General features: G+C 60.3%; 27 protein-coding genes. 20 read left to right on the top strand and 7 right to left on the bottom strand.

The window, feature by feature from the left end; all coding sequences use genetic code 11:
• A partial coding sequence (locus JOZ06_RS02760; RefSeq protein ID WP_293228393.1) for a glycosyltransferase occupies positions 1-1,164 on the bottom strand: 1,164 nt, incomplete at its 3' end.
• Positions 1,165-1,172: 8 nt separating this feature from the next.
• Positions 1,173-2,462 carry a radical SAM protein gene (locus JOZ06_RS02755; protein WP_293228391.1) on the bottom strand — a complete coding sequence of 430 codons (1,290 nt, stop codon included), beginning with the start codon at positions 2,460-2,462 and terminating at the stop codon, positions 1,173-1,175.
• A 363-nt stretch (positions 2,463-2,825) separates the two neighbouring features.
• Between JOZ06_RS02755 and JOZ06_RS02750 the strand changes: the two genes are divergently transcribed.
• The 14 genes from JOZ06_RS02750 to pagP all read left to right on the top strand — a co-directional run bounded on the left by JOZ06_RS02750 (position 2,826) and on the right by pagP (position 15,008).
• The gene (locus tag JOZ06_RS02750) at positions 2,826-3,671 is read left to right on the top strand and encodes a flagellin (RefSeq protein ID WP_293228389.1); all 846 of its coding nucleotides are present in this window, start codon (positions 2,826-2,828) and stop codon (positions 3,669-3,671) included.
• A 485-nt stretch (positions 3,672-4,156) separates the two neighbouring features.
• Entirely contained in the window at positions 4,157-5,002 is an 846-nt protein-coding gene (locus tag JOZ06_RS02745; protein WP_293228388.1) for a flagellin, read from the top strand.
• 245 nt (positions 5,003-5,247) lie between these two features.
• On the top strand, positions 5,248-6,096 hold the full coding sequence (locus JOZ06_RS02740; protein WP_293228387.1) for a flagellin: 849 nt from the start codon (positions 5,248-5,250) through the stop codon (positions 6,094-6,096).
• A gap of 352 nt (positions 6,097-6,448) precedes the next feature.
• Positions 6,449-6,856, top strand: a complete 408-nt coding sequence (locus tag JOZ06_RS02735; RefSeq protein WP_293228386.1) for a flagellar protein FlaG — start codon at positions 6,449-6,451, stop codon at positions 6,854-6,856.
• Positions 6,857-6,889: 33 nt separating this feature from the next.
• Positions 6,890-8,272: a flagellar filament capping protein FliD gene (gene fliD / locus JOZ06_RS02730; RefSeq protein ID WP_293228385.1), complete on the top strand. Its 1,383-nt coding sequence runs from the start codon at positions 6,890-6,892 to the stop codon at positions 8,270-8,272.
• A gap of 72 nt (positions 8,273-8,344) precedes the next feature.
• Entirely contained in the window at positions 8,345-8,779 is a 435-nt protein-coding gene (gene fliS / locus JOZ06_RS02725; protein ID WP_293228384.1) for a flagellar export chaperone FliS, read from the top strand.
• Positions 8,780-8,798: 19 nt separating this feature from the next.
• Positions 8,799-9,113 (top strand): flagellar protein FliT, encoded by a 315-nt coding sequence (gene fliT / locus JOZ06_RS02720; RefSeq protein ID WP_293228382.1) that lies wholly within the window; start codon positions 8,799-8,801, stop codon positions 9,111-9,113.
• Between the two features lie 87 nt (positions 9,114-9,200).
• Entirely contained in the window at positions 9,201-9,566 is a 366-nt protein-coding gene (locus JOZ06_RS02715; protein ID WP_293228380.1) for a DUF2802 domain-containing protein, read from the top strand.
• On the top strand, positions 9,563-10,762 hold the full coding sequence (locus JOZ06_RS02710; protein WP_293228378.1) for a flagellar hook-length control protein FliK: 1,200 nt from the start codon (positions 9,563-9,565) through the stop codon (positions 10,760-10,762). The genes JOZ06_RS02715 and JOZ06_RS02710 overlap by 4 nt, the downstream gene beginning before the upstream one ends.
• A complete protein-coding gene (locus tag JOZ06_RS02705) occupies positions 10,743-11,096 on the top strand; it encodes an EscU/YscU/HrcU family type III secretion system export apparatus switch protein (protein WP_293228376.1) in 354 nt (117 codons plus the stop codon). Before JOZ06_RS02710 ends, JOZ06_RS02705 begins: the two co-directional genes overlap by 20 nt.
• A 335-nt stretch (positions 11,097-11,431) precedes the next feature.
• Positions 11,432-12,316: an NAD(P)-dependent oxidoreductase gene (locus JOZ06_RS02700; RefSeq protein WP_293228374.1), complete on the top strand. Its 885-nt coding sequence runs from the start codon at positions 11,432-11,434 to the stop codon at positions 12,314-12,316.
• On the top strand, positions 12,309-13,460 hold the full coding sequence (locus tag JOZ06_RS02695; protein WP_293228373.1) for a glycosyltransferase family A protein: 1,152 nt from the start codon (positions 12,309-12,311) through the stop codon (positions 13,458-13,460). Before JOZ06_RS02700 ends, JOZ06_RS02695 begins: the two co-directional genes overlap by 8 nt.
• A gap of 221 nt (positions 13,461-13,681) precedes the next feature.
• A complete protein-coding gene (locus JOZ06_RS02690) occupies positions 13,682-14,305 on the top strand; it encodes a hypothetical protein (protein ID WP_293228372.1) in 624 nt (207 codons plus the stop codon).
• Between the two features lie 115 nt (positions 14,306-14,420).
• Positions 14,421-15,008 (top strand): lipid IV(A) palmitoyltransferase PagP, encoded by a 588-nt coding sequence (gene pagP / locus JOZ06_RS02685; RefSeq protein WP_293228371.1) that lies wholly within the window; start codon positions 14,421-14,423, stop codon positions 15,006-15,008.
• Between the two features lie 155 nt (positions 15,009-15,163).
• Here the strand turns inward: pagP and JOZ06_RS02680 are convergent, their stop codons facing one another.
• Positions 15,164-16,030, bottom strand: coding sequence for a YicC/YloC family endoribonuclease (locus JOZ06_RS02680; protein WP_293228370.1), 867 nt, complete (start codon positions 16,028-16,030; stop codon positions 15,164-15,166).
• A gap of 174 nt (positions 16,031-16,204) precedes the next feature.
• Here JOZ06_RS02680 and rph point away from each other — a divergent pair, with 174 nt between their 5' ends.
• Positions 16,205-16,924 carry a ribonuclease PH gene (gene rph / locus JOZ06_RS02675; RefSeq protein WP_293228369.1) on the top strand — a complete coding sequence of 240 codons (720 nt, stop codon included), beginning with the start codon at positions 16,205-16,207 and terminating at the stop codon, positions 16,922-16,924.
• 40 nt (positions 16,925-16,964) lie between these two features.
• Here rph and JOZ06_RS02670 read toward each other — a convergent pair whose 3' ends face one another.
• The 4 genes from JOZ06_RS02670 to rstA all read right to left on the bottom strand — a co-directional run bounded on the left by JOZ06_RS02670 (position 16,965) and on the right by rstA (position 20,133).
• The gene (locus JOZ06_RS02670; RefSeq protein WP_293228367.1) at positions 16,965-17,768 is read right to left on the bottom strand and encodes a trypsin-like serine protease; all 804 of its coding nucleotides are present in this window, start codon (positions 17,766-17,768) and stop codon (positions 16,965-16,967) included.
• A 48-nt stretch (positions 17,769-17,816) separates the two neighbouring features.
• Positions 17,817-18,002 (bottom strand): hypothetical protein, encoded by a 186-nt coding sequence (locus JOZ06_RS02665; RefSeq protein ID WP_293228365.1) that lies wholly within the window; start codon positions 18,000-18,002, stop codon positions 17,817-17,819.
• Positions 18,003-18,068: 66 nt separating this feature from the next.
• Positions 18,069-19,409, bottom strand: a complete 1,341-nt coding sequence (gene rstB, locus JOZ06_RS02660) for a two-component system sensor histidine kinase RstB (protein ID WP_293228364.1) — start codon at positions 19,407-19,409, stop codon at positions 18,069-18,071.
• A gap of 7 nt (positions 19,410-19,416) precedes the next feature.
• On the bottom strand, positions 19,417-20,133 hold the full coding sequence (gene rstA, locus JOZ06_RS02655) for a two-component system response regulator RstA (protein ID WP_293228362.1): 717 nt from the start codon (positions 20,131-20,133) through the stop codon (positions 19,417-19,419).
• A gap of 735 nt (positions 20,134-20,868) precedes the next feature.
• On the opposite strand from rstA, the gene cyoA reads away from it, so the two are divergent.
• The 5 genes from cyoA to cyoE are packed head-to-tail and all read left to right on the top strand — an operon-like array spanning position 20,869 to position 25,706.
• Entirely contained in the window at positions 20,869-21,807 is a 939-nt protein-coding gene (gene cyoA, locus JOZ06_RS02650; RefSeq protein ID WP_293228360.1) for a ubiquinol oxidase subunit II, read from the top strand.
• On the top strand, positions 21,804-23,852 hold the full coding sequence (gene cyoB, locus JOZ06_RS02645) for a cytochrome o ubiquinol oxidase subunit I (protein WP_366814322.1): 2,049 nt from the start codon (positions 21,804-21,806) through the stop codon (positions 23,850-23,852). The genes cyoA and cyoB overlap by 4 nt, the downstream gene beginning before the upstream one ends.
• A 14-nt stretch (positions 23,853-23,866) precedes the next feature.
• Positions 23,867-24,475 (top strand): cytochrome o ubiquinol oxidase subunit III, encoded by a 609-nt coding sequence (gene cyoC, locus JOZ06_RS02640; RefSeq protein ID WP_293228356.1) that lies wholly within the window; start codon positions 23,867-23,869, stop codon positions 24,473-24,475.
• On the top strand, positions 24,475-24,810 hold the full coding sequence (gene cyoD, locus JOZ06_RS02635) for a cytochrome o ubiquinol oxidase subunit IV (protein ID WP_293228354.1): 336 nt from the start codon (positions 24,475-24,477) through the stop codon (positions 24,808-24,810). The genes cyoC and cyoD overlap by 1 nt, the downstream gene beginning before the upstream one ends.
• Positions 24,811-24,818: 8 nt before the next feature.
• Complete coding sequence (cyoE, locus tag JOZ06_RS02630; RefSeq protein WP_293228353.1) at positions 24,819-25,706, top strand: heme o synthase; 888 nt, start codon at positions 24,819-24,821, stop codon at positions 25,704-25,706.
• Positions 25,707-25,739 lie beyond the last annotated feature (33 nt).

Below are 25,739 nucleotides of genomic sequence, written 5' to 3'. Positions count from 1 at the left end.
GCGCGTTTGTTCGGCGGCATTCATGGCGATCTCGTGCAGCGCCGCGTCGCGGCCGCGCCATTCGGAGAATGTCTCGACCGCCGTCTCCATGTCGAACGGCACGTAATGCTCGCCGGGGGTGAAATGGCGGCGGATGTCGTACTCCGGGTCGTCGAAGCGCCCGGTGCAGACGAAGATGCTGCCGCCGCTGCCCATGCACTCCAGCACGCGCGAGTGCATGCCGAAGCAGCCGTTGTGCACGTTGAATTGCGTGCGCCGATACACGTCGGCCAGTTCCTTTGCCCAGCGCAGATTGCCTTGGTAATACGGCAGATACGTCGGCCAGTAGCGCCAGAAGTCCGGCCCGTAGATCTGCAGGGACAGCTCCGCGCCCAGCGTGGCGTTGGCCAGCGTCAGGCGGTCGTTGACGCGCGGCATCTCGGTATCCAACAGTTGCAGATAGGTGATCTGGTCCATCGAGGTGACGAGGTCTTGTGCCGTGATCTGGATATCGAGATAACGGCAGATTTCGTCAGCGATCATCTGGTGTATCTGTGGGAACGTGTGTTGGCAGACCGACGCTTTGGCCTTGTTGAGCAGGAAATTGGCCATGTAATCGGCGCGCACCTGCCGGCCCTTGTTCCAGGCCATGACGTGCTGCATGAACTCGGTGTTGAGCGCATGCAGCGGCAAGGGGATGTAGCCGCAGATGGCGGCGCTGTTCGGCTCGGGCAGGATCTCCGGCATGGCGTGGTGAATGCGCGGGTCGATGCCGGTGTGCAGCCGGCCCCAGACGCCTTGCGCCACGTGATAGGAGAAACCGAAATAAGCCGGGTCGACCAGCGTGTAGATCAGCTCGCTGCCGCCGAAATTCGCGTCGCTATAGTGCAATTGCGGCAGCTCGCCGTGCTTGGGTTCGCGCCAGCCGTCCTGGATCCAGGCCACGTGGGTCATGCCTTCGGGAATGGCATCCGGCGTCTGTCCGCGCGTGCGGTTGATTTCGAAGATGAAGTCGGGTTTGAGCTCCTCCAACAGCGCCTTCACCTCTTCCGGCTCTTTGCCGGCATCGACCAACTGCGTTTCCACCCCTTCGTCCAAAAATGCCTGGGATAGGGCGCGCATGATGTTGAACAGATAACTGTTGCGACTGAAATTGACCAGCAGTGCAATTTTGTTGATGGACATAAGACGCCTTAGCTGACAAAGACGGGCATATCGTCGCGTTTGAAATGCTCGACGTAACGGTCGATCATTTGGCGTAGCTCGTCTTCTTCCTCCACGGAGCGGATCTCCGGGATGATGAAATCGCGTACCGGCTGGCGGCAGAACGACTGCCACACGTCGTATTCGAATCGTCCCTCGCGCAGCAGCTGCTCATAATACGGCGTTTCCGCCAGCGGCGAGAGCAGGTTGAAATAGGGCAGCTTGATGCCTAGGTCGCGGATGCGGCCAGGGAGCGTGCGCCGGTATTCGGTGGTTTCACCCGGCGCGCCGACGATGAAATAACCCAGAATATCGATGCCGTATTTGTCGCACAGCTTGCAAAACTGCTCGATGTGCTTATAGCGCGAAGCCTTCTTGAAGGTGGCGAGAATGTCGTCGTCGAGACTCTCGATGCCGACGTGCAGCCGGCGGCAGCCGGCGTCCGCCAGGTCGGCAATGACGTCCTCGCGCACTTCGACCGTGCCGCGGGCGCTCCAGTCGATATTGATGTTTTCGGCGATCAATGCGCGCGAGATATCGCTGACCCGCGCCCGATTGACGTTAAACGCGTCGTCAAGAATGTGAATCGACGTGGCGCCCAGGCGGATCAACTCTTTGAACTCCTCCACGCAGCGTTCGGCCGACTTCATATTGAATGTCTTCTGCTGCACGTCGCAGTAGGTGCAGGAGTAGGGGCAGCCCTTCGAGCTGAACATCGGCAGCCGCAGGCTGCCGACATCGAACAGCAGATCTTCGTTTTTTTCGATGCGGTAGATATCGATGTCCAGCAAGTGGCGCGCCGGCAGCGGCAAGGCATTGAGGTCGACCTGACCGCCGAAATACACGCCCGGCGGGCGGCCGGAATCCAACCATTCGGGAAAGATGACTTCGCCGTCGTCGACAAACACGGCGTGCGCGCCTTGCTGCAGGATATAGCGGTAGTTCTTGGTGGCATGCGGCCCGCCGACCACTTTGCACGGCGCGCTGGTGCGCTTGAGGATTTCGGTCATCGCCCAGGCGCGGTAGGTGACCACCGACAAGCCCAGCACATCCGGCGCCCAGTTTTCGATGGCTTCGATGGTCTCGTCCAGCGACAGTCCCAGACTCGCGGCATCCAGCACTTGAACGTCGTAGCGGTCGACGGGAATCGTGGCGGCAATGCTTAGAACGCCGAGCGGCATGTATTTGACGGCTTTGTTCTTATAAAACTTGGCCGTGACCCTATCGAGTACTTCGCCTTCGTAGGGCATCACCACGAACATGATTTTTTCTTTTTTCATGCTTCCCATCCACGTCACATCAAGGTTGAGCGAGCCCTAGGATTCCCAGGTTATCGATGACGCCCAGTTAAGTTCGCCCATCTTTACATGCATGCGGCCAACTGTTCAATGTTCTTCGTCATCGGTGGTGCGCGCTGAATGATTACCGGTTGAAAGCTTATATCGGCCAGGGTGGCGCGAGCTGAATAGGCGGTACGTCGATTCGACGCATTAGTGTTTGTCCCGAAAGGAAAAAAATCTTGAACCTGTCCTAAAGTATGGCGATGACATGCCGATAACCATGGCAAGTGGGGCACGAAACCTGATCCTGTCCCAAAGCGATTTGCCTGCCGCACATATATCCGATCAGGAGGGAGGCTTACCATGGCTATCTACGTAAACACCAATACCGCGTCGTTGAATGCTCAGTTGAACTTGTCCAACTCGACGCAATCGCTGCAGACGTCGTTGCAACGCCTGTCCTCCGGTCTGCGTATCAACAGCGCGGCGGACGATCCGGCCGGTTTGGCGATTTCGCAAACCATGACCACGCAGATCAACGGCAACAACCAGGGTATCCGCAACGCCAACGACGGTATTTCGCTGGCGCAAACCGCGGAAGGCGCGCTGGGCCAGATCCAGAACAACCTGCAGACCATTCGTCAGATCGCGGTGCAGGCGGCCAACGGTACCATCAGCAACACCAACCGTTCGCAGCTGCAAACCGAAGTCGACCAGCTGACACAGGAAATCTCGCGTATCGTTCAGACCACCAACTTCAACGGCACGCTGCTGTTGTCGGGCGGCCAGAACATCACCTTCCAGGTGGGCGCGTCCGGCGTGTCCAACAACCAGGTGGTGGCGAGCGGCTTGGACCTGACCTCTGGGCTGTCGAGCTACGCCTCGAGCCTGACGGCGACCGGCACGATCAACATCACCACCTCGGGCGGCGCCTCGGCGATTCTGTCGGCGCTCGACTCGGACATCAACACCATCTCCAACGACCGTTCGCAACTGGGCGCGATCCAGAACCGCTTCCAAGCGGTGGTGGCGAACATGTCGAACTACGTGCAAAACCTGTCCGACGCGCGCAGCCGGATCGTGAACACCGACTTCGCGGCGGAAACCGCCAACCTGACGCAGCAACAGATTCTGCAACAGGCCGGTACCGCGATTTTGACGCAAGCCAACCAACTTCCGCAGGCCGCGCTGACGCTCCTCAAGGGCTAATGACGGCTTGACCGGGCGGTAAAGCAAGGGCCGAACGCCGACATAAGCGGCGTTCGGCCCTTGTGCTTTGGGGGCGGCCGCAGCGGTAAATAACTTGTGCCGAGGGGCCTTAATAATTGGCAATGTATTTCGATAAAAACAGACATTTTTTCGATGGCGTTTGCGGGTAACGAACCGATAGCCAAGTTAAGGGCGGCGATATGGCGTCCGCCTTCGGCACCGCGATCTTGTCGCAAGCCAACCAGTTGCCGCAGGCCGCGCTGACGCTCCTCAAGGGTTAATGACCCGGTCTTCGATCGATCCGGCACGCCCTCCACCTAGCGGGGGCGTGCTTGATTTCCAACAGAATGCAGAAAAAGACGATTTTTTTCTAAAGTTTTGGATTGGTGCGTCGATAGAGAATCAGGTGCGGGGGCTTTTCGTCCGCCTTCGGTGGTGTTGCTGAGGCAGGAGCCGCCGAGTAATAGACTCGATGGAGAGAAAAAATGGCTATCTATGTAAACACCAACACCGCGTCATTGAATGCGCAGTTGAACCTGTCCAATTCGACGCAATCGCTGCAGACGTCGTTGCAGCGCCTGTCCTCCGGTCTGCGTATCAACAGCGCGGCGGATGATCCTGCCGGTTTGGCGATTTCGCAAACCATGACCACGCAGATCAACGGTAACAACCAGGGTATCCGCAACGCCAACGACGGCGTGTCGCTGGCGCAAACCGCGGAAGGCGCGCTGGGCCAGATCCAGAACAACCTGCAGACCATCCGTCAGATCGCGGTGCAGGCGTCGAACGGCACCATCAGCAACACCAACCGTTCGCAGCTGCAAACCGAAGTCGACCAGCTGACGCAGGAAATCTCGCGTATCGTTCAGACCACCAACTTCAACGGCACGCTGCTGTTGTCGGGCGGCCAGAGCATCACCTTCCAGGTGGGCGCGTCCGGCGTGGCCAACAACCAGGTAGTGGCGAGCGGCTTGGACCTGACCTCTGGGCTGTCGAGCTACGCCTCGAGCCTGACGGCGACCGGCACGATCAACATCACCACCTCGGGCGGCGCCTCGGCCGTACTGTCGGCACTCGACGCGGACATCAACGCGATCTCCAACGACCGTTCGCAACTGGGCGCGATCCAAAACCGCTTCCAAGCGGTGGTGGCGAACATGTCGAACTACGTGCAAAACCTGTCCGACGCACGCAGCCGGATCGTGAACACCGACTTTGCGTCGGAAACCGCCAACCTGACGCAGCAACAGATTCTGCAACAGGCCGGTACCGCGATCTTGTCGCAAGCCAACCAGCTGCCGCAGGCTGCACTGACCCTGCTCAAGGGTTAATCTGATGTAAATTTGGTCACCACGGCATGACAACATGTCGTGGTGCCTTGCCGTTTTCATCGCAAAACTTGCGTTTATGCGAATCTGCTTGTATTGTTCACCATGATGGCGGTACGTGTAATGACTGTCTAAATCTATTGGGTTATGCCAATAGATGTCTCCGTAAGGACGGGGCTGGGCAGTCGTGCTAGTGCAGTGCTGGCAAAGTCCGCCGGGTTAGCGCCTGACTCGATGGAGAACAATAAATGGCAATTTACGTCAATACCAACACTGCGTCGTTGAACGCGCAGCTTAATCTGTCCAACTCGACGCAGTCGTTGCAGACGTCGTTGCAACGCCTATCTTCCGGTCTGCGCATCAATAGCGCGGCCGACGATCCGGCGGGTCTCGCGATTTCCCAGTCGATGACGACCCAGATCAACGGCAACAACCAGGGTATTCGCAACGCCAGTGATGGTATTTCCTTGGCGCAAACCGCGGAAGGCGCGCTGGGCCAGATCCAGAACAACCTGCAGACCATCCGCCAAATCGCGGTACAGGCGTCCAATGGCACCATCAGTAACGTCAACCGCTCGCAGCTGCAGTCGGAAGTCGACCAGCTGACGCAAGAAATTTCCCGTATTATCCAGACCACCAACTTTAACGGCACGCTGCTGCTGTCGGGTGGGCAGAGCATTACCTTCCAGGTGGGCGCGTCCGGCGTGGCCAGCAACCAAGTGACGGCGAGCGGTCTGGACCTGACCTCGGGTTTGTCGAGCTACGCTTCGAGCCTGACGGCGACCGGCACGATCAATATCACCACCTCGGCCGCCGCCACGGCGGTACTGTCGGCGTTGGATGCGGACATCAACCTGGTGTCGAACGACCGTTCGCAACTCGGTGCGATCCAAAACCGCTTCCAGGCGGTGATCGCCAACATGTCGAACTATGTGCAGAACTTGAAGGATGCGCAATCGCGGATCGTCGATACCGACTTCGCGTCGGAAACCGCCAACCTGACGCAGCAACAAATTTTGCAGCAGGCCGGCACCGCGATCTTGTCGCAAGCCAACCAACTGCCGCAGGCTGCGCTGACCCTACTCAAGGGTGGTTAAAAAACCTGGGGTTAGTGATTGAGCCACGATGCTTGACGGTTTCGTGGCTATTTTATTTCTGGGGCATGCGCCGCGTTTTGCAAAAAAACGTGGCAGGCCCTAAAGTTATGCGGGGGATGGCCGATAAAGAGTCAGGCGGGTTGCGCCCTGCGCGCCCGAAAGGAAATGGAGTGGCTACGATTCGGCTGGAAATTCTACAATAACGCTTGCTCGAACCCTTGCTGGTGGGTCATCGAAGCAGAGGCCTGGTGTAGCCAGCCTCCCCTTTGGGCAGTGCATGATGCCCGGGGAGGCAGTGCAAACTGACGAGACGCCCCGGATTCGGGGGCCGGTCTTGCGATAGGAGGCCATCATGCAAGTGAACCCGTTGTTGAGCAATGTGGCTCAGACGCCGCAGCCCGTGCAGCCCCCTGCGCAAGCAGCCGCGAGCGCACAGCAGGCCCCGGTGCAGGCACAGACCGCGGCCGCCGTTGCTGCCGTTGGCCAAAGTCAGGATGCGTCGACTCAGGCGGACAGCACCAAAAAGCAGAAAGTCGATGAGAAGGCGCTGTCGAGCGCGGTCGATCATCTCAACGATACTGCGAAACTGTTCAACACCCAGTTGCAGTTTTCGGTTGATCCCGCGACGGGGCGCCGGGTCGTGAAGGTCACCGACAGCACGACCAACGAAGTGATTCGCCAGATCCCGGCCGAGGATGTGTTGCGTTTGTCCAAGGCGTTGGATGATTTCAAGGGATTGCTGGTAAAAGACAGTGCCTGAAGCGCCTGGCGCTGATTCAGGCCGGAGAGTGTGATGGCAACTTCCACGATAACCTCGGCGAGCGGTCCGCTCGACGTGCAGGGGCTCGTTTCGCAACTGATGAACGTGGCGAAGCAGCCCCTGAACCGCATGAATCAGCAGGTGTCGACCTACAACAGCCAGATTTCGGATCTTGGCGCGTTAAGTTCGGACCTGACGGCGTTGCAAGGCACGCTGACTTCGCTGTCCTCCGGGCAGTTCATCAATACCTTCAAAGCGACCAGCAGCAACACGTCCGTCTTGTCCGCCACCGCGTCGCAGTCGGCCAATCCCGGCATCTACAACGTTGCGGTGAACAATCTGGCCACGGCCCAGAATCTGGCCTTCAATGGCCAGGCGAGCGAAAGCGCGAGCCTGGGCAATGCCGCCGATACGTTGAATTTCACCTTCGGCGGCGGTAAAACGGCAACGGTCGCCATCTCGGCCAACAGCTCGTTGGACGAAATCAGCAATAGCATCAACGCCGCCGGTATCGGCGTCAGCGCCAGCGTGGTGAAGGCCGATAATAGCGCCGCGCCGTACCGGCTGGTCTTGACCGGCGCCGGCGTCGGCGCGGCGCAGTCGTTCAGCACTTCGACCGCCGGCGGCCAAGCCAGCTTGTCCTTCATGACCTTTGACGCGGCGGCGGCCGTGGACGGCTCGGGCAATATCACCGACAGCCGTTTGACCGCGCGTGCCAAGGACGCGAGCCTGACCGTCAACGGCCTGACGCTGACGAGCAGCAGCAACACGGTGACCTCGGCGATCAACGGCGTGACGCTTTCCTTGACGCAAGCCGGTTCCACTGCGCTGTCCGTGGCTTCCGATTCCGCCGCCATCCAGGCGAAAGTACAAACTTTCGTCGATGCCTACAACAAGGTTGCCAGCGATGCGCAGACGTTGTACAACGGCAATCTGAAAGGCGATTACACGCTGGTCCATCTGCAGACCACGCTGGCCAAGCTGCTCAATACGCCGATTTCGGGCGCGGACGGCTCGACCACGATTGCGTATCTCGCCCAGGCGGGGGTGTCGCTGCAGAAGGACGGCAAGCTCAAGCTGGATGCCACGGCGTTGAACGCAGCGATCGCCAACGATCCGGCGGCGGTGGTCAATCTGTTCGGCAACAGTAACAAAGATGGCTTCGCCCAGCGTTTCAACAGCACGATCAACGATTTTTTAGGGCCGAGGGGCCTGGTCACGACGCGCACCAACACGCTGAACGATCAGGTCAAGACGATGAAGGACAAGGCCAATCAGGAACAAACGCGCATGAGTGTCGTGCAGGATGGGTATTTGACGTTGTACACCAAGCTCAACTCGTCGCTCATGCAGATGCAGCAGACCAGTTCGTCGCTGACGTCGATGCTGGCGCGGATAACGTCGTCGAGCAAATAAGACAAACGGACCAGAACGCGGCGATGCCGTGATTTTGCGCTGGCCCCTCACGATCAGGAATATTGGGTAGACATGAAGAACACCCTTGCAATGCAGCAGTTTAAGAAGGCCTACCAAGACGACGCGCTGGAGGTGGCGGTGTATGGCGCAAGCCCCGTCGGGCTGATCGTTCTGCTGTACGAAGGCGCGATCCGCGCCATTCAGCAAGCCAAGGTGCTGATGAAGAATGAGCGTCACTCGGAAAAGACTCATATGATCAACAAGGCCTCCGATATCGTCGAAGGCCTGCGCGTCGCGTTGGATCATTCGCACGACGCCAATTTGTCGATGAACCTCGAAGATCTGTATATCTACGTCAAGTTTCGCCTGGGGGTCGCCAATATGAAAAACGATCCCGAGATTCTCGACGAGGTGGCCAACCTGCTTAGCGTGATTTTGCCCGCCTGGCAGGAGGTGGCCAAGACGCAACATGCCAATCAGCTGTCGTCGCAAAAGACGGCGCCTTGAGGGCGACGGAACATTCGTTATGGATTTGGATCGTCTGCGCAATGCCGCTCAGCAGTTCGTTCTCTACACCGACGCCATGCTGGCGGCGGCGGAGCAGGGGCGTTGGGAAGAGCTTCTGGTGGTTTTCTCCGCACGGGAAGAGCAAATGGCGCTCATGATCACAGAAGCCGGAGAAACCGTGCTCAAGCAGTTGCCGGATTTGCTCGACCCGTTTCGCGATGCGCTGCGGAAAAACCAGCGCATCGAACTGATGATGGCGGCCCGGCGCGACGAACTGGGCGAAGATCTGTCCTCCGTCCAGCAGGAACGGCGTCTGCGCATGACCTACCGCTAACGTGAGTGGTGGTTTTCCTAGGCTTTTCCTTGGGTTATTGCCACAGGCCTCTTAGAATCAGAGAAAGATTGCCTGGGGAGGTTGTCCATGTCCGCGTTCGCTCTCTTCGCCAGCAACATCATCATGTTCGGCGTCATTCTCGCCCAAGCCTGGTATTTTCATCGCCGATTGCGGCGGCTCGAGCGAGAAGGCGATCGGGTGACGGCGCTGTACATCGAGCAATTGCAGCATCAGATCAGCGTGCAGCAGCGCGATCTGCTGCATCTGGCGGACCGTGTCGAACGCCAGCAGGCGAAGCCTTCGGCCGAGGTGGCCGCCGCCTCGCCTTACAAGCAGGCGATCGAGCTGATCCAGCAGGGTATGGGGGCGGCGGATGTCGCGCATCGTTGTGGCATCTCCCGTAGCGAAGCCGAGCTGATCCTATCCCTGTACCGAAATAACTCTACCTCATGATTCCTGTTCAGCCTCCCAATCTCAGTAATCCGCTGAGCCCCGGCGCCATCTCGCCGCTTCGGCTCTTGACCGAGGGCGACAAGGCGCTGCTCGACGTCTCCGTCCTGCCCGCCCGGCTGCCCAATCTTGTGATCGGCGAACAGGTCAGCGCGCGGATTGCCGAGCAGCTCAATGATAATCAGGTGGCGGTGCTGATTAAGAATGCGCTGTTCACTCTGACGCTGCCGCCGGGCCTGCAGCCAAAAGGGGATACGCTCAATCTGCGCGTCGTCAGCCTGAAACCGGGGCTGAGCTTCGCGCTGCAGGATGGCGAGGGGGGCGAGGAGGCCAAGGACAGTTCGGTTCAGGTGGACTTGAGCCCCGCTTCGCGCTACTTGACGCGGTTGCTGTCCGCCGCGGACCAGAACGATGCCGGCGATGCCGGCCAGCCCGGTTCAGGCCGGGCGGGGGCATCGGCGCTAGCCGACGCGGCGGGCTTGGCGGCCAAGGCCGCGTTGGCGGCGGACGAGGCCGGCGGGGCGCCCGCTTCCAGCCTGCTGGCTCAAAAAGCCGTGGCCGGCGAATCCGGTCAAAACCCCCTGCTGAAGCAGATGCCGGCGCAAGCCAGCGAGCCGGTGGCCCTGGATGCGCGCGACCAGCCGCCCGCCCAGATGGCGAACTCGCTCAAGCAGGGCGTGGAAAACAGCGGCTTGTTCTACGAGTCGCATCTGAAAGCTTGGGATCTGGGCAAGCTGCCGTTGACGCAACTGCAGCAGGAGCCGCAGAGCAAGCTTGGTCAGGCCCTGATGCAAGATACGTCGTCGGCGCGCAATAGCGCGCTACCGCAGCTAGGCAATCTGGTGCAGCATCAACTCGATACGCTGGAGAGCCGGCAAGTGCCGGTGCAGGGCTTCGCCTGGCCGGGGCAGCCGATGCAAATGCTGATCCAGTCGGAAGAAACCGATGAACGCCAAGGGCATGGTAAAAGCGAGGCGCCGGCCTGGACGTCGCATTTATCGTTGAATCTGCCGGTGCTGGGCGGTATGAACGCCCGCGTTCGTCTGGTCGGCAAGGCTGTCCAGGTGTCGTTCACCACCGAGGAGACGGCCGCGGGCGACATGATTCAACAAAATAGTCAGAAGCTGGTGGATGGCCTGTCGGCCGCCGGCCTGGATCTGGCGACCCTGTCGGTCAAGCATGAAGAAACCACAACCTAATCCGGCATTGGATGCCGACCGCCGCTCGGCGGTCGCCGTGAGCTACAAGGAAGGCGCGCGCGCGCCGCGCGTCGTGGCCAAGGGCTATGGCCAGACCGCGGAGCGCATTATCGAGCGCGCGCGCGCGGCTGGCGTGTTCGTGCACGATTCGCCTGAGCTGGTCTCGCTGTTGATGCAAGTCGATCTGGATCAACAGATTCCCCCCGAGCTCTATCGCGCGGTGGCTGAAGTACTGGCCTTCGTCTATTACCTGGAAAAACAAGCGGAAGGCAAAGGATTTGAATTGGATGCCTGGCTGAAGCCTTCCGGTCCCTCGATTTTGCCTACCCCCTGATACGGATAGCGCGCGCGCCGGGATATACTAGGGCCTGTCTGCAAACTATTTGTGAACTGCGCTGACCTGGCAAATGGCCAGATGCTAGGCGGGGGGCGCCGGCCTTAGTCATTCTAAGGCCAAGCCGCCCAACGACGCAGATGGCCGTTTACCAGGCCAGCCCTTCGGGGCCGGTATCAGCCGGCGCATCGCGTTGTCGCTTGTCCCTTGCAGTGAATGACACTGCGGCGGGACGCGCTTCTAGCGCTGCATCCGACTGATGCCGGCCGCAGCCGCAAATAGTTTGCAGACAGGCCCTAGTGCATCAATGAATATCCCTCGTCTTGGAAAACATCATGCTGAAAGTCGGTTATATCGGTTTGGGCATCATGGGGCGACCCTGTGCCCTGAATTTATTGCGCGCCGGATTCCCCGTCGCCGTCTGGGCGCGCCACCCCGAACGCGCCCGCCCGGTGCTGGACGCGGGCGCCACCTGGTGCGACAGCCCCGCTAAGCTTGCCGGGGAGGTTGACGTGCTGATTACCAATTTGTCGGATACGCCCGACGTCGAGGCGGTGCTGCTGGGCGAGGGCGGCTGCGTCGACGGTGCCCGGCCGGGGCTGGTCTGCATCGATATGAGCACGATTTCGCCTTTCGGCGCGCGCCGCATCGCCGAGCGGCTGGCCTCGCATGGCGTCGATTTTCTTGATTGTCCGGTGTCGGGCGGCGAAGTGGGCGCCATGAATGGCACGTTGACGGTCATGGTCGGTGGCAAGGAAGCGGCGCTCGCGCGTGTCGAGCCCGTGTTGGCGGCGATGGGGAAGACCATCACCCGCATCGGCGACTCTGGCGCCGGACAGGTGGCCAAGGCTTGCAACCAGATCGCCGTTGGCGTCGGCGTGGCGATGGTGGCCGAAGTCATGAAGCTGGCGCAGGCCTGTGGCGTCGACCCGGTGCCGGTGCGGCAGGCGCTCCTGGGCGGATTTGCCGCCAGCCGGGTTTTGGACGTGCACGGCCAACGCATGATCGACGACAACTACGCGCCGGGTTTCAAGGCGGCTTTGCACCTCAAGGATATGGGCATCGTACTCGACTGCGCGCATGAATTGGGCATCAGCCTACCGCAGGCCGAGCGTGTCGCCGGCTTGATCCAACGCCTGGTCGATCAGGGGGACGGCGAGCTGGATTCCGCCGCCATCGCGCGTTTTATCTTGAATAGCGAAGTATCCCACGGTGAATGAACTGCCTCTTCCGTCCGAGCGCCATCACTTGGATTGCGCGCTCGCGCTGGCCGCTTACGCCCGTCAGCATGGCGAAGCGCCTGAACGTGCCCGTGCCGATGTGAATCGCGTATTTGGCCTCGGCGCCGGCTTAAACGACGATCTGCTCTGCTATGCCATGCTGCTTTTGGCGGCTGGGCGTCTGGTCGACGCGCGTGCCGTGCTGACGCAAGTGGCGTTGGGGGATCCCGACAAGTTTCCCGCCGCGTATGGCGTGCTGGCGGCGGTGTTCAAGTATTTTAACGCGGGTTTGCCGATCGCCGAATTGGCCGGGTTCGCCATCGACGCCATGCTGCAGATTTATCAGACCTATCCGCAGCGGCCGGACGTGCAGTCGGCCATGCTCGACATGCTGTTGTATCTCGGTTTGCCCAATGAATGCGAACAGGTGCTGTCGCAAGCCGATCCGGGGCAATTTGCCGTCGAGCGCGCCGAGCTGGCCGCCTATCGCGCGCGCCTGAACGAGGCGCGGGGCGATTGTCGTTTATCGGTGGTGCTGCTCACCTACCGCCGTCCGGCGCTGCTTCGCCATACCCTGCACGCGTTGCGCGAGGCATTGGCGGAAACGGATGTCGAGCTGGTGGTGGGGGTCAACGACGATTGGCCGGAAACGCGTGAGGTGTTGCGGCAGGAGGGCGTGAACCGGGTTCTGATCAATACGGCCAACACCGGCATCGAGTTCTATAAGCAACTGTTCGACGCCGCGCGCGGCGAATTCTTGATCGAAATCGATGACGATGTCGCGCATTTTCCCGCAGGTTTCGATCGCCAGATCATCGATTGTCTGTCGGCCCGGTCCGATCTGGGCCTGGTCGGCCACTGGCCGGTGGGATTTGTCGACGTGCAAAGCGGCGCCGCGATTCCGCCAGCACCGGCCTTGCATGCCAAGGATAGCGTGATCGGTCTGCCGTTCGGCTTCGGCCCGGTGGCGGGCGCGTGTGCCGGATTGCGTCGGCGCGATTTTCTCAGCATCAACGGTTTTTCCCGTGGCGCGCTGAGTCATGTCTCTGGGGAGGAGCCGCAACTCATCCGCAAATTGGCGTTGCACGGCAAGCTGTCGGGGGTGATTTTCGATCAAGGACTTCAGGTTTATCAGAACGGTTAGGCCAGTCTCAGACCGCTAAGGACCCTCTGAACCCGTTATTCGCCGCAGCGGTAAATAACGGGTTCAGAGGGTCCCTAAGCCGGCGGCGCTCCGTATGCGAATAGTCGTTCCCGAACAGGTTTTACTTGCACATAATTAATCTTTCCAATAAATTGAATATAAACAAACTAAAAAATAATGGTTTGTTTGATGCAGGTCGGAAACATGACAAGGGTGATCGCATGAAAGTGAGACTCGCCGAAGCGCTGCACCAACACTTGCCCGCCATGAAGGTTCATCTCTTGGTCGTGCGTGCCGTCAAGCTGGAGGTTTTGCGTTATTTCCAGGTCGAACCGCCGGCGCTCGACCCTGAGCGTGTGGAAACGCTGATCGTCCGTTGGCGCGCGCTGTACCGTCCTTGGCTGGGCGAGGCCGCCGAGGCTGGCGCGATGGAAAGCCTGTTGCGTTGTGTCATGAACCAGCGGTTTGTGGCCGAGTGGCCTTTGATCGACATGGCGCGCTATGCGTCGTTGTTGTCCTGTTCGCCGATCAGCGCCTATGCGCTGGAGACGCTGCACGATGGTCTGACGTTGGATGTTGTGCCGGAGGAACTGCGGGTGCCCGCTTGGCTGGATGGCCGTGGACAGACCGTCAGCCGGGTTGTCGGCGCGGCGCCGCACGAGGCCAATCGGTTGCGGGCGAGTACCAACCATATCGTGTTCATCGGGGAGCAACCCGATACTTCCTTCCCTTCTCCTGAGCGCGGCATGCGCTATCTCCAAGCAACACTGGGGCCGCTATGTGACAGTCTGCAAGGCGGCTTGCTGGACCTGGCGCACGGTCCGCGCGAGTTCGACGCCATCTAAACAATTCATCTTATTTTGAACTATTAAACAAAATAAGACTCTTAATTGCCTTTCATATGGCTAGGCCGTCATCGTGGCCGGTTCAGCCTTTCTCTGACGATTAAGATTGGATGGTATGACATTTCGCATATTCTCTTTTTCCGTGCGCGCGGCCCTATGGGCCGGCATGCTGTCAATGTCGGCGATGGCGTTTGCCGACGCCTCGGCGCCGGCGGCTGAGAACGCGCCGCGTGACGGCTTCTGGCAGCAGGCGCAAGAGACGGTGCGGCAGACGTGGGACTCGGATCAGTACGAACTCTACGTTCCTCTGCACACGTGGCATAACCGCCGCATGTATACGGCGGAGAAAATCGCGGAATACAACGAAAACCCCTGGGGGCTCGGCGTCGGCAAATACCGCTTTGACGACCAGGGCAATTGGCATGCCCTCTATGTCATGTCCTTTCAGGACTCGCACAACCGGTTCGAGCCCATCGCCGGCTACGGCTATCAAAAAATCTGGCACCCCGGCGGCGACTGGCGGCTTGGCGCCGGTTTCACCGCGGGCGTGACGGCCCGTCAGGACTATGAGTATTACCCGCTGCCGGTGCTATTGCCGCTGGTGTCGGTCGAATATGGCCGGTTTGCCTTGCAGTCCACCTATGTGCCCGGCTCCAAGGGCAACGGCAATGTGCTATTCACTTGGGCGCGTTGGCAGTTTTAGGCGCGCGGCGCCGGCTGGTCGTCGTCATGGCGCTGTCGTACCGTGCGTGTCTGTGGCGCACTGCCTTCGGCGAGTGCGCCCTACGCGAGCGCGTATCCGGGGGTAGGGCGCAATCGCCGCGCAACGCGCGGCATTGCGCCAACGCCGCCGCGAGCTTATTCGATGTTCTGGATTTGCTCGCGCATCTGTTCGATCAGCACCTTGAGTTCCACCGAAGCTTGCGTGGTTTCGGCCGACACCGATTTGGAGCCCAGGGTATTGGCTTCGCGGTTGAGTTCCTGCATCAGAAAATCGAGGCGCTTGCCGGCTTGGCCGTCGGCCTTGAGGATGCGGCGTACCTCGGTCAGATGCGTGGTCAGGCGTGACAGCTCCTCATCGACGTCGATCTTTTGCGCGAACAGCGCGAACTCTTGCTTGATACGATCGTCGTCGACGCTGCCCAGCGCTTCGCGCAGGCGGCCTGACAACTTGGCCATGTAGGCATCGAGAATTTGCGGCAATTTGGGTTTGACCGACGCCACGATGCTTTCCATGCCCGATACGCGCTCCAGCAGCAGCGCCTTGAGTTTGTCGCCTTCGCGGGCGCGTGACGCGTTGAAGTCGCCCAGCACGGACGCGAGCGCTTCCAAACAAAGTTGCTGCAGGACTTCCGGCGCCAATTGATTGGATTTCAAGACGCCCGGCCAGCGCATCAGCTCACCCACGGAGAGTCCCTTGCCGGCCGTTGCCAGCGATTGCACTTCCTCGGCGACCGCCAGCAGCGTGCGCAGGTAGTCGGTGTTGATTTCCAGCGTCGGCGCGCCGCTGTCGAGCTGGTTCAAGCCGACGCGGCACTCCAGCTTGCCGCGCGCCACTTTGCCGGAAATGAGTTCGCGCATCTGTGGCTCGATGACACGCAGTTCCTCCGGCAGGCGCATCTGAATATCGAGGTATCGGTGGTTCACCGCACGCAGTTCCAGGCTCAGCATGCCTCCGGGAAATTCACGATTGGTCGAGGCAAAGCCGGTCATGCTCAGGATCATTTTGGGCTCCCGCTTAAAGCGTTCTTTGAGATAAAAGGTCGGGCCCGAATGGCTTTTTGCAACGTGAAGCAATCCGGGCTTCAGCACTATAGCAAGGCCCCCGGGTCGACTCAATCCATCCGCGGGAAGCAGACGGTATAATCTATGTGATTTTTTTGCATAGAGAAGATATTCATGAGAGCCGACGACCGTTCCGATGCCGCTTTGCGCCCCGTGCGCTTGACCCGCCATTTCACCCGCCATGCCGAAGGATCGGTGTTGGTGGAATTCGGCGATACCCAGGTGATCTGCACCGCCAGCGTCGAGGAGGGAGTGCCCGGGTTTCTCAAGGGCAAGGGTCAAGGGTGGGTGACGGCCGAATATGGCATGCTGCCGCGTTCGACCGGCAGCCGGATGCGGCGCGAGGCCGCCGCGGGGAAGCAATCGGGCCGCACGCAGGAAATTCAGCGCTTGATCGGCCGTTCTTTACGCGCCGTCACCGCGCTGGATAAGCTGGGCGAGCGGCAGATCGTGATCGACTGCGATGTGATTCAGGCCGACGGCGGCACGCGGACCGCCAGCATCACCGGCGCTTATGTGGCGCTGGCCGATGCCATCGGCAAGCTCATGGCGGAAGGCAAGCTCGGCGAAAATCCGTTGCACGATGCCGTCGCCGCGGTGTCGGTGGGTATTGTGGACGGCCGGCCCGTGTTGGATCTGGATTATGTGGAAGACTCCGGCTGCGAGACCGACATGAATGTCGTCATGACCGGCAGCGGGCGTTTCGTGGAAATTCAAGGCACCGCGGAGGGCGAACCGTTCAGCCGCGAGGAAATGGATCGGCTGCTGGCGCTGGCGGAGCAGGGCATTGCCGAGCTGATCCAGTTGCAAAAGCAGGCGCTCTCCTGCGACTGAGCGATGACGATAAAGCAACGGGCGCCGCGGCGCCCGTTTGTCATTTGTTTTGGATGAAGCGCTGGAGCGAGTTGTAGAACACCGGCGCCGTCAGCGACATATTGTCGGCACGGTAGCGGTCGCGGGCGTTCGGCGCCGAGCTTTGGATGGCGATAATCATGGTTTTGCCGTCCACCGTCGCCAGCATCGGCGAACCGCTGTCTCCTGGCAGCGTGTCGCAGCGATGCCCCAGGCGGCCGTCGCGATGGAGTTCCGTGGCCAGGCAGTTCTTGTGCGCCATCAGAATGCCTTGCGTGTCCTCGGGATAACCGACGTGCACCATGCGCTTGTTGATGCCGGCCAGCGCCTTCTTCAGCGCCGTGCGATCGCCGCCGAAGACCGGCAGATAGCCATAGGTGTTGCCCAGCGGTTCGGACAGGCGGACAAACGCGTAATCGTAACGCGCCACGCTTTCCGGCACGTAAACGCCATCCCGTTTGTGTATCAGCCCGCGCAGCAATTGCCGGTTGACCATGACCTTGGTGATGGTGACGCGCTTGGCGTAGCGTTCGCCTTGGAGGCCGATGGTGAAATCCTGCGCCGGGTCGAGCTGGCCGCGTGGATTGACGAAGCAGTGGCCGGCGGTCAGCGCGACGTCCGGCGCGACCAGCGTGGCGGTGCATTGCAAGCCGCCCAGGGTTTGCAGGCGGCCGATGGTTTGCCAGGGCATGCCCGACGGGCCGACGGCGACACGATCATCCTTGCCGAAGAACAAGGTGAGTTGTTCGCGGGTGAGTTTATGAGCGCTGGCAGGCAGGCTGCTTGCGACCGCCACCAACGCCAGGCCCAGTAAACGCAATTTCATGCAGAACTCCGAAACGAAGGGACAGGGCGCGCGCCATGCCCGGGAAGCTTAATGGGCAGAGGATGCGGCCGGTTTGCTGGTAGCCATGCTCGGTTTTGCCATGGGCTGCTTGACGACGCGATGCTTGGCGGTGGTGCGGTGAATCGGAACCGGCGCGGAGGTATCCTCCGCCATGGCTGTCAGGGACACGCACGTCAACAGGGCGATAACGCCGAGCGCGAGTTGCTTCTTCATCGGGCAGAATCCTCTTGTGAAGGCCTGCCGACACCCCCGCAGGGTATTCGGCACGATCGGTTCATGCTAATCATCGGTTCCGGGAGCGTCTAGGCGCTGTTTGTTTCCCCGTGTAACTGAATGTAAAAGCAGTCCTTCCGGCCAAGTGAAGATGAAGCGCGCGCCGCCTTCCGGCGAGGTGTCGATGCGCACCTGGCCGCGGTGCGCGCGTGCGATGCGTTCGACGATCGCCAAGCCCAAGCCATGCCCGCCGGTGCTGCGGTGTCGGCTGCTATCCAGCCGCACGAAAGGCGAAAAGACCCGTTCGCGGTCCTCCTGCGGAATGCCGGGGCCGTCGTCGTCGACGATCAGCACGTGTTGGCCCTTCTCCAGCCGCAGCGATACGCGCACCAGGGTATTGGTATAGCGGCGCGCATTGGACAATAGATTGTCGAGCACCCGCGTCAGAAGATGGTGGTCGGCGGTGATCACGGCGCTGCCGGGCTCCAGCGGCTGCCGCATCCAGGAGAGCGTCGGCGCCAGCGACATTTGACCGGCGATGCGATCGTCAAGCCAGCTCGCCGCATCGAAGGTGCTCGGGGTCAGCGGCGCCTCGGGGCGGTCGAGTTTGGCGTGCAGCAGCAATTCCTCGATCAGTCGGTCGATTTCATCCAGATCGCGCGCCATGGCCTGATGCGCCGGGGCATCGGCGTCGTCCAACAGTTCCAGCCGATAGCGCAGCCGGGCGAGCGGCGTACGCAATTCGTGCGCGACGGCGTTGGTCAGCGCCTTCTTGCTCGCCAAGAGCTCGGCAATGCTGTCGGCCATGCGGTTGAAGGCCTGGCCGACCCGGCGCACACCGGAGCTTTCAGGCAGCCGGGCCCGGGCGGAGAAGTGGCCGTGGGCCAGCCGGGTGGCGGTTTGTTCCAGCGTCATCAGGTCGCGCCAATGCGGCCGCATCCATAACAGCACCGGAAATGCCAGCGACAGGCCGATCAACGCCAACAGCGCGTAATCGAACCATTTGAGCTGATGGAGAAAGAACAGATAACGCAATGGGCCGGCCACCAGCACGTAATCGCTGTTTTCGATCTTTTGCAGGAACAGATAATTGTTTTCCAGCATGACGATCTCGCCGCGCGCCAGCGCGGCGCGCGAGGCGTCGTCGAGGTCGTAGGCGCTTTCGCGCTCCAGCTTGACGTGGAAGGTGAAGCGATGATCGTCCTGCGACAGCTTCTCCTGCCATAACTCCTGCGGCACGCCGCGCAATTCGGTTTCGATCAGTGAAAGCGTGGTGCGCAGGAGATCGGACAGATAGCGTTCACCCACCTTGTCCACTGCCTGCTTGTACACGACGCCAACCAGGATGACGGCCACCAGGAAGCAGCCAATCAGCAGTAGATAGAATTGGATGAACAGCTTGCGCATGCGGCGCTTACTCCCAGCCGGATAGCGAGAACAGGTAGCCCTTGTTGCGCACGGTCTTGATGCGGAACGGCTCGTTGGGGTTGTCGCCCAGCTTTTTGCGCAGGCGCGAGATGGCGACGTCGATACTGCGGTCGAGGCCATCGTAGCTGACGCCGCGCAGGGATTTCAGCAGTGTTTCGCGCTTTTGGATTTCGCCTGCGTGGCTCGCCAGAAGCCAGAGCAGATCAAAATCCGAGGTGGACAGCACAATTTGCTCGCCCGCGAGCCAAACATCGCGATTGATCGGGTCGATGGTCAGCTGACCGAAAAGGCGTTTTTGCGGCAGCTTGGCCGCCGGCTCCGCCGGGGCGGGCATGGCGCTGCCGGCATGGCGGAGCTGGGCGCGGAGCCGAGCCACCAGCACCGAGGGCGGGGTGGTTTTGAGGATGTAGTCGTTGGCGCCGAGCTCGAGGCCGAGGATCTGATTCATGTCGCTGTCGAGCGACGTCAGCATGACGATCGGGCCGAGGAAATTCGGGCGCAGCTCGCGGCAGATGGTGAGGCCGTCCTTGCCGGGCAGCATGATATCGAGCAGCACCAGGTCGGGTTTCTCGCGCTCGATGACGGCCATGGCGGTATCGCCGCGCGCTTCTACGATGACTTCCATCTCATGGCGGGACAGGAAGTCGCTGATCAGCCCGGACAGCTCCGGATCGTCCTCGACAAAAACCACGCGGTGAGCCATCTCGTCCTCCGGCCATTGCAAACCTTGCAAGTATGGCGCGAGTGGCCTGCCGGCTCAACCATTGCGGACAAATAAATACAAGGGATGCCGGGCGATGGACCCGTGTATGGGCGCTGAGCGATGTTAAGGATTTTTCCTATAGCCGATGCGGCGATGCAACAGCACGCTGAAGAGAAATGTAACAAATTGCAACGGCAATGATTTTTTGTCGGACAGCGCGCCAAGCGGTTGAGTTTGTTATGCTTGCGTAAGTTTTTGCTGTTGATTTACGTCAAACGTTCTGACGGTTTTTGTTGATTTTTCCTGCTTGTTTCTGGTTGCGCGCTCTTGATAAGACTAGTTAGAACTGGGTTAATACGCGGAAACCGGTAGATATATCACGACAGTGTCGAAGGGAAAAGTGGCTGAGCGATCGGCCCGCGCGCTGCCACGGGATGTTCGTGTTTGCCGAAATGCTTGTAGCGAATCGTTACACCGTTGCCGTCATTGGCGATGAATTTTCTGCTGTCACGTCATCAACGGATAAGCGCCGACAGCGCGTCCGATCTTAAATTCTTCCCGCGTGTGCGCGGTAGAAGCCGGCTAAATAAGAATACGCGGCGGGGGCTTGGGCCCCGCTGCCGCAATGTCCCCTGGGAAGCAAACAGCAAAGCCCGCGATTTCTGTCAGGTTCTGACGCGACGGGCTCTGTGCCCTCGTGCGTCAAAGATTTTTTTTAACCTGTGAAGTCGCAAGATGAGAAACTGTAGCTCTTCCCGCTTGGTGCTGTGGCTCTCTCCGCTCGCGCTCGTTCTGCTCACCGGTTGTCAAGGCGGCATCCTTGATCCGAAGGGCCAGATCGCAGCCGACGAGAAGTCCCTGATCGTCACGGCAACGCTGCTCATGCTGCTGGTCGTCGTGCCGGTCATCGTTCTGACCCTGGTGTTCGCCTGGAAGTACCGCGCGAGCAACGTCAACGCCACCTACGCGCCGAAATGGGCGCATTCCGCCAAGATCGAGGCCGTGGTCTGGCTGATTCCGATCATCATCGTTTCCTTCCTCGCCGTATTGGCTTGGCGCACCACCCATGCGCTCGATCCGTATCGTCCGCTGGATTCCGACAAAAAGGCGGTCAAGATCGACGTAGTGGCGCTCAACTGGAAATGGCTGTTCATCTACCCTGAGCTGAACATCGCCACCGTCAACCAGATTGCTTTTCCCAAGGACGTGCCGGTGGATTTCCGCATTACCTCCGACACAGTGATGAATGCGTTTTTCATTCCGCAACTGGGTGGCCAGATCTATGCGATGGCGGGCATGCAGACGCAATTGCATCTGATTGCCAACGCAGCGGGCACCTATGACGGTTTCTCGTCCAATTACAGCGGCGCCGGCTTCTCCGGCATGAAATTCAACGCCATCGCCACCGCCACCCCGGCCGATTTCGACAAGTGGGTCGCGCAGGTGCGCGCGGCCGGGCAGCCGTTGGACATCGATGCCTACCGCCAGTTGGCCGTGCCGAGCGAAAACCACGCCGTGGCCTACTACACTGCGCCGACGTCGCGCCTGTTCGATGCCGTCATGCATAAGTACATGGCTGCGCGGACCTCGCTCGCCCTGTCGGAAGAAGATATCAAGCTGGACGCGCTGACCAAGCGGTTGTGCGCCCCGGCGGCTGCAAGGAGTGTCAATTGATGTTGCTCGGTAAATTAACGCTTGATGCCGTCCCCTACCACGAGCCCATCATCATGGCGACGATGTCGGGCGTCGGTCTGATCGGTCTGGTGCTGGTGGCATTGATCACCAGATACGGCAAGTGGGGCTATCTGTGGAAAGAATGGCTCACGTCGGTCGATCACAAGAAAATCGGCGTGATGTACATTGCCGTCGCGCTGGTCATGCTCTTGCGCGGCTTCGCCGATGCGCTGATGATGCGCGGCCAGTTGGCCATCGCGACCGGCGGCCACCTCGGTGTGCTCCCGCCCGAGCATTACGATCAGATCTTCACCGCCCATGGCGTGATCATGATCATCTTCATGGCGATGCCGTTCATGACCGGGCTGATGAATATCGTCGTGCCGCTGCAGATCGGCGCGCGCGACGTGGCTTTTCCGTTTCTGAACTCGCTCAGCTTCTGGCTGCTGACCTCGGCGGCTGGGCTCGTCATGATGTCGTTGTTCGTGGGGAATTTCGCCCGCACCGGCTGGGTAGCCTACCCGCCCTTGTCCGAGTTGAGCTTCAGCCCGGACGTGGGGGTCGACTATTACATCTGGGCGCTGCAGATTTCCGGCTTGGGAACGACGCTGACCGCGATCAACTTCCTTGTTACCGTGCTCAAAATGCGCGCGCCTGGCATGAAGCTGATGCAGATGCCGATTTTCACCTGGACCTGCACCTGGGCCAACGTGTTGATCGTCACTTCGTTTCCGATTTTGACCGGCGCCTTGGCGATGCTGTCGCTCGACCGTTATCTCGGTTTCCATTTCTTTACCGCGGAAGCGGGCGGCAACGCCATGATGTACCTGAATCTGTTCTGGGCCTGGGGTCACCCCGAGGTGTACATCCTGGTGCTGCCGGCATTCGGTATTTTCTCCGAAGTCGTGTCCACCTTTACCGGCAAACGGCTGTTCGGTTACAAATCGATGGTCTACGCTAGCGGCGCCATCTCGATCCTGGGCTTCATGGTTTGGCTGCACCATTTCTTCACCATGGGTTCTGGCGCGAATGTCAACGCCTTCTTCGGCATCGCCACGATGGTGATCGCGGTGCCGACCGGCGTGAAGCTGTTTAACTGGCTGTTTACGCTCTTCCGCGGCCGTCTGCGTTTCGAACCGCCGATTCTGTGGACGTTGGGCTTCATGGTGACGTTCACCATCGGCGGGATGACCGGCGTGCTGCTTGCCGTGCCGGGCGCTGATTTTCTGCTGCATAACAGCCTGTTCCTGATCGCCCACTTCCACAACACCATCATCGGCGGCGCGGTGTTCGGCTACCTGGCGGGTTTTTCTTTCTGGTTCCCCAAGGTCTTCGGCTTCAAGCTGAATCCGCGTTGGGGCAAGGCGGCATTCTGGTTCTGGCAGGTCGGCTTTTATTTCGCCTTCATGCCGTTGTATGTGCTGGGCTTCCTCGGCATGACCCGCCGCCTGAACCATACCGATAATCCGGCTTGGACGCCGTGGCTCTATCTGGCCTGCGTCGGCGCGCTGTTGATTGCCTGCGGCATTGCCTGCCAGTTGGTGCAGCTCTACGTCAGCGTGCGCGACCGTAAGCAGCTGGCCGATCCGACCGGCGACCCGTGGAACGGTCACACGCTGGAGTGGTCGACCTCGTCGCCTGCGCCGTTCTACAACTACGCCAAATTGCCGGCGGTGCACGATATCGATGCCTTCACCGACATGAAGGAAAAGGGTGTCGCCTACGTCGTGCCGACGTCCTATGAGCCGATTCACATGCCGAAGAACACCGCAGTGGGCATCGCCATCGGCGCATTCACCACGGCGTTGGGCTTCGCCATGATCTGGCATATCTGGTGGCTTGCCGTCGCCGGTCTGATCGGCATTATCGGCAGCATGCTGACGCGCGCGTTTGACGACGACCTCGATTACTACGTGCAGCCGAATGAGGTCGAGGCCATCGAACGCGAGCGCTTCGAGCGCATGGGCATCGATGTCGATGCGTATAGCGAGCGCGAACCGGCGCGCAAGCCTTCGAGCGGCGTTAAGCCCGCCACTCTGGTGTAACGGTTGGAGTAACCATGACTAGCTACGCAACCCCGGCGCACGGCCACGACGGCCACGCGCATCACGACAGCGGCGAGCAAAAAGTGCTCGGTTTCTGGTTCTACCTGATGACCGACTGCATCTTGTTCGCCACCGCCTTCGCCTCCTACGCGGTGCTCTTTCGCAATACCGCGGGCGGCGTGTCGGGTAAGGATATTTTCGAGCTGCCTTACGTGCTGGTGGAAACCGCCGCGCTGCTCTTGTCCAGTATTACCTACGGCTTCGCCATGATCGCCGGCCAGCAAGGCCGGAGAACGGACGTGCTGGCCTGGCTCGCGGTGACGTTCCTTTTTGGCGCGGCCTTCATCGGTTTGGAGCTGAACGAATTTCACCACCTGATCGTAGAGGGCAACGGCCCTGGCGCCAGTGCCTTTCTGTCCGCGTTCTTCGGTTTGGTCGGCCTGCACGGCCTGCATGTGACCGCCGGCCTCCTGTGGATGGCGGTGATGATGTTCGAGGTGATCAAAACCGGCCTGACCGGCCGGGCGTTGACGCGCCTCAATTGCCTGAGCTTGTTCTGGCACTTCCTCGACATCGTCTGGATCTGCGTCTTCACCGTGGTCTACCTGAAAGGAGTGCTGTAATGGCGCACGCGCACGCACACGCCGCCGAGCATGGCAGCGTCAAGAGCTATCTGGTGGGCTTTGCCTTGTCGGTGATTCTGACGGCGATCCCGTTTGGGATGGTCATGAGCGGCGCCTTTACGCGCCAAGCGGCAACGCTCGGCATCGTGGTGTTTGCCGTGGCGCAGATCCTGGTGCACCTGAAATATTTCCTGCACCTTCATCTGCGTACGCCGCAAGGTAAGCTCAACACGTTCTCCTTCATCTTCACCGCGATGGTCATCGTTTTGCTGGTCGCCCTGTCGATCTGGATCATCACCAGCGCCGACGTGTTGATGATGCGCATGGTCGAGTGAGGCCGGTCGTGAAGCTCAAACGTTATTGGCAGGTGATCAAGCCGGGCATTCTGTTCGGCAATCTGATCTCGGCTGCCGGCGGCTTCCTGCTGGCGGCGCAGGGGCGAATCGACTTCGGTCTGATGGCGGCCACGTTGATGGGGTTGTCGTTGGTGGTGGCTTCCGGTTGCGCGTTCAACAACTGCATCGACCATGACATCGACGCCAAGATGGCGCGCACGCGCGCCCGCGTGCTGGTGACCGGCGCCATGAGCCGCAAGGCGGCTTTGGCGCACGGCGCCTTGCTGGGCGTGGCGGGCTTTCTATTGCTGTGGTTCGGCGCCAATCCGTTGGCGTTTGTCTGCGCGTTGGGCGGCTTCGTCATCTACGTGGGGGTCTACAGCCTGTATATGAAGCGCCATTCGGTGTACGGCACGCTGGTGGGCAGCCTGTCCGGGGCCGTGCCGCCGGTGGCCGGCTACTGCGCGGTGACCGGCCGCTTCGACAGCGGCGCGCTGATCCTGCTTTGCATGTTTAGCCTGTGGCAGATGCCGCACTCCTATGCGATCGCCATTTTCCGTTTGCAGGACTATGAGGCGGCGCGCATCCCGGTGTTGCCGGTGGTGAGGGGTATTGACCAGGCCAAGCAGCAGATCGTGCTCTATATTCTGGCATTCTCTGTCGCAACGGTGATGCTGGCCGTCGGCGGCTATGCCGGTTACGGCTACTTGGCGGTGGCATGCGCAACCAGCCTGTGGTGGCTGAAGATGGCGTTGGCGGGATATCGCAAGAGCATCGATGAGCGGGTCTGGGCGCGGAAGGTTTTTTTCTTTTCCATCATCACGATCACCGCACTGTCGGTGATGATGGCGCTCGATGGCCAACCGCACGCCATGACCGCGCTGATCGCTGTCTGACGGTGTATCGCACCCTAGGGCCTGTCTGCAAAC

Source organism: Paludibacterium sp. (assembly GCF_019232825.1).
In the GTDB taxonomy this organism is placed as follows: domain Bacteria; phylum Pseudomonadota; class Gammaproteobacteria; order Burkholderiales; family Chromobacteriaceae; genus Paludibacterium.
The sequence above is the reverse complement of the archived record's forward strand: the minus strand, read 5'-3'. Positions and strand labels throughout refer to the sequence as shown.

Bases quoted from the DNA above. Each gene is read 5' to 3' on its own strand.
- JOZ06_RS02755 (WP_293228391.1), bottom strand. From the start codon at position 2,462: ATGAAAAAAGAAAAAATCATGTTCGTGGTGATGCCCTACGAAGGCGAA.
- JOZ06_RS02750 (WP_293228389.1), top strand. From the start codon at position 2,826: ATGGCTATCTACGTAAACACCAATACCGCGTCGTTGAATGCTCAGTTG.
- JOZ06_RS02745 (WP_293228388.1), top strand. From the start codon at position 4,157: ATGGCTATCTATGTAAACACCAACACCGCGTCATTGAATGCGCAGTTG.
- JOZ06_RS02740 (WP_293228387.1), top strand. From the start codon at position 5,248: ATGGCAATTTACGTCAATACCAACACTGCGTCGTTGAACGCGCAGCTT.
- JOZ06_RS02735 (WP_293228386.1), top strand. From the start codon at position 6,449: ATGCAAGTGAACCCGTTGTTGAGCAATGTGGCTCAGACGCCGCAGCCC.
- fliD (WP_293228385.1), top strand. From the start codon at position 6,890: ATGGCAACTTCCACGATAACCTCGGCGAGCGGTCCGCTCGACGTGCAG.
- fliS (WP_293228384.1), top strand. From the start codon at position 8,345: ATGAAGAACACCCTTGCAATGCAGCAGTTTAAGAAGGCCTACCAAGAC.
- fliT (WP_293228382.1), top strand. From the start codon at position 8,799: ATGGATTTGGATCGTCTGCGCAATGCCGCTCAGCAGTTCGTTCTCTAC.
- JOZ06_RS02715 (WP_293228380.1), top strand. From the start codon at position 9,201: ATGTCCGCGTTCGCTCTCTTCGCCAGCAACATCATCATGTTCGGCGTC.
- JOZ06_RS02710 (WP_293228378.1), top strand. From the start codon at position 9,563: ATGATTCCTGTTCAGCCTCCCAATCTCAGTAATCCGCTGAGCCCCGGC.
- JOZ06_RS02705 (WP_293228376.1), top strand. From the start codon at position 10,743: ATGAAGAAACCACAACCTAATCCGGCATTGGATGCCGACCGCCGCTCG.
- JOZ06_RS02700 (WP_293228374.1), top strand. From the start codon at position 11,432: ATGCTGAAAGTCGGTTATATCGGTTTGGGCATCATGGGGCGACCCTGT.
- JOZ06_RS02690 (WP_293228372.1), top strand. From the start codon at position 13,682: ATGAAAGTGAGACTCGCCGAAGCGCTGCACCAACACTTGCCCGCCATG.
- pagP (WP_293228371.1), top strand. From the start codon at position 14,421: ATGACATTTCGCATATTCTCTTTTTCCGTGCGCGCGGCCCTATGGGCC.
- JOZ06_RS02680 (WP_293228370.1), bottom strand. From the start codon at position 16,030: ATGATCCTGAGCATGACCGGCTTTGCCTCGACCAATCGTGAATTTCCC.
- rph (WP_293228369.1), top strand. From the start codon at position 16,205: ATGAGAGCCGACGACCGTTCCGATGCCGCTTTGCGCCCCGTGCGCTTG.
- JOZ06_RS02670 (WP_293228367.1), bottom strand. From the start codon at position 17,768: ATGAAATTGCGTTTACTGGGCCTGGCGTTGGTGGCGGTCGCAAGCAGC.
- JOZ06_RS02665 (WP_293228365.1), bottom strand. From the start codon at position 18,002: ATGAAGAAGCAACTCGCGCTCGGCGTTATCGCCCTGTTGACGTGCGTG.
- rstB (WP_293228364.1), bottom strand. From the start codon at position 19,409: ATGCGCAAGCTGTTCATCCAATTCTATCTACTGCTGATTGGCTGCTTC.
- rstA (WP_293228362.1), bottom strand. From the start codon at position 20,133: ATGGCTCACCGCGTGGTTTTTGTCGAGGACGATCCGGAGCTGTCCGGG.
- cyoA (WP_293228360.1), top strand. From the start codon at position 20,869: ATGAGAAACTGTAGCTCTTCCCGCTTGGTGCTGTGGCTCTCTCCGCTC.
- cyoC (WP_293228356.1), top strand. From the start codon at position 23,867: ATGACTAGCTACGCAACCCCGGCGCACGGCCACGACGGCCACGCGCAT.
- cyoD (WP_293228354.1), top strand. From the start codon at position 24,475: ATGGCGCACGCGCACGCACACGCCGCCGAGCATGGCAGCGTCAAGAGC.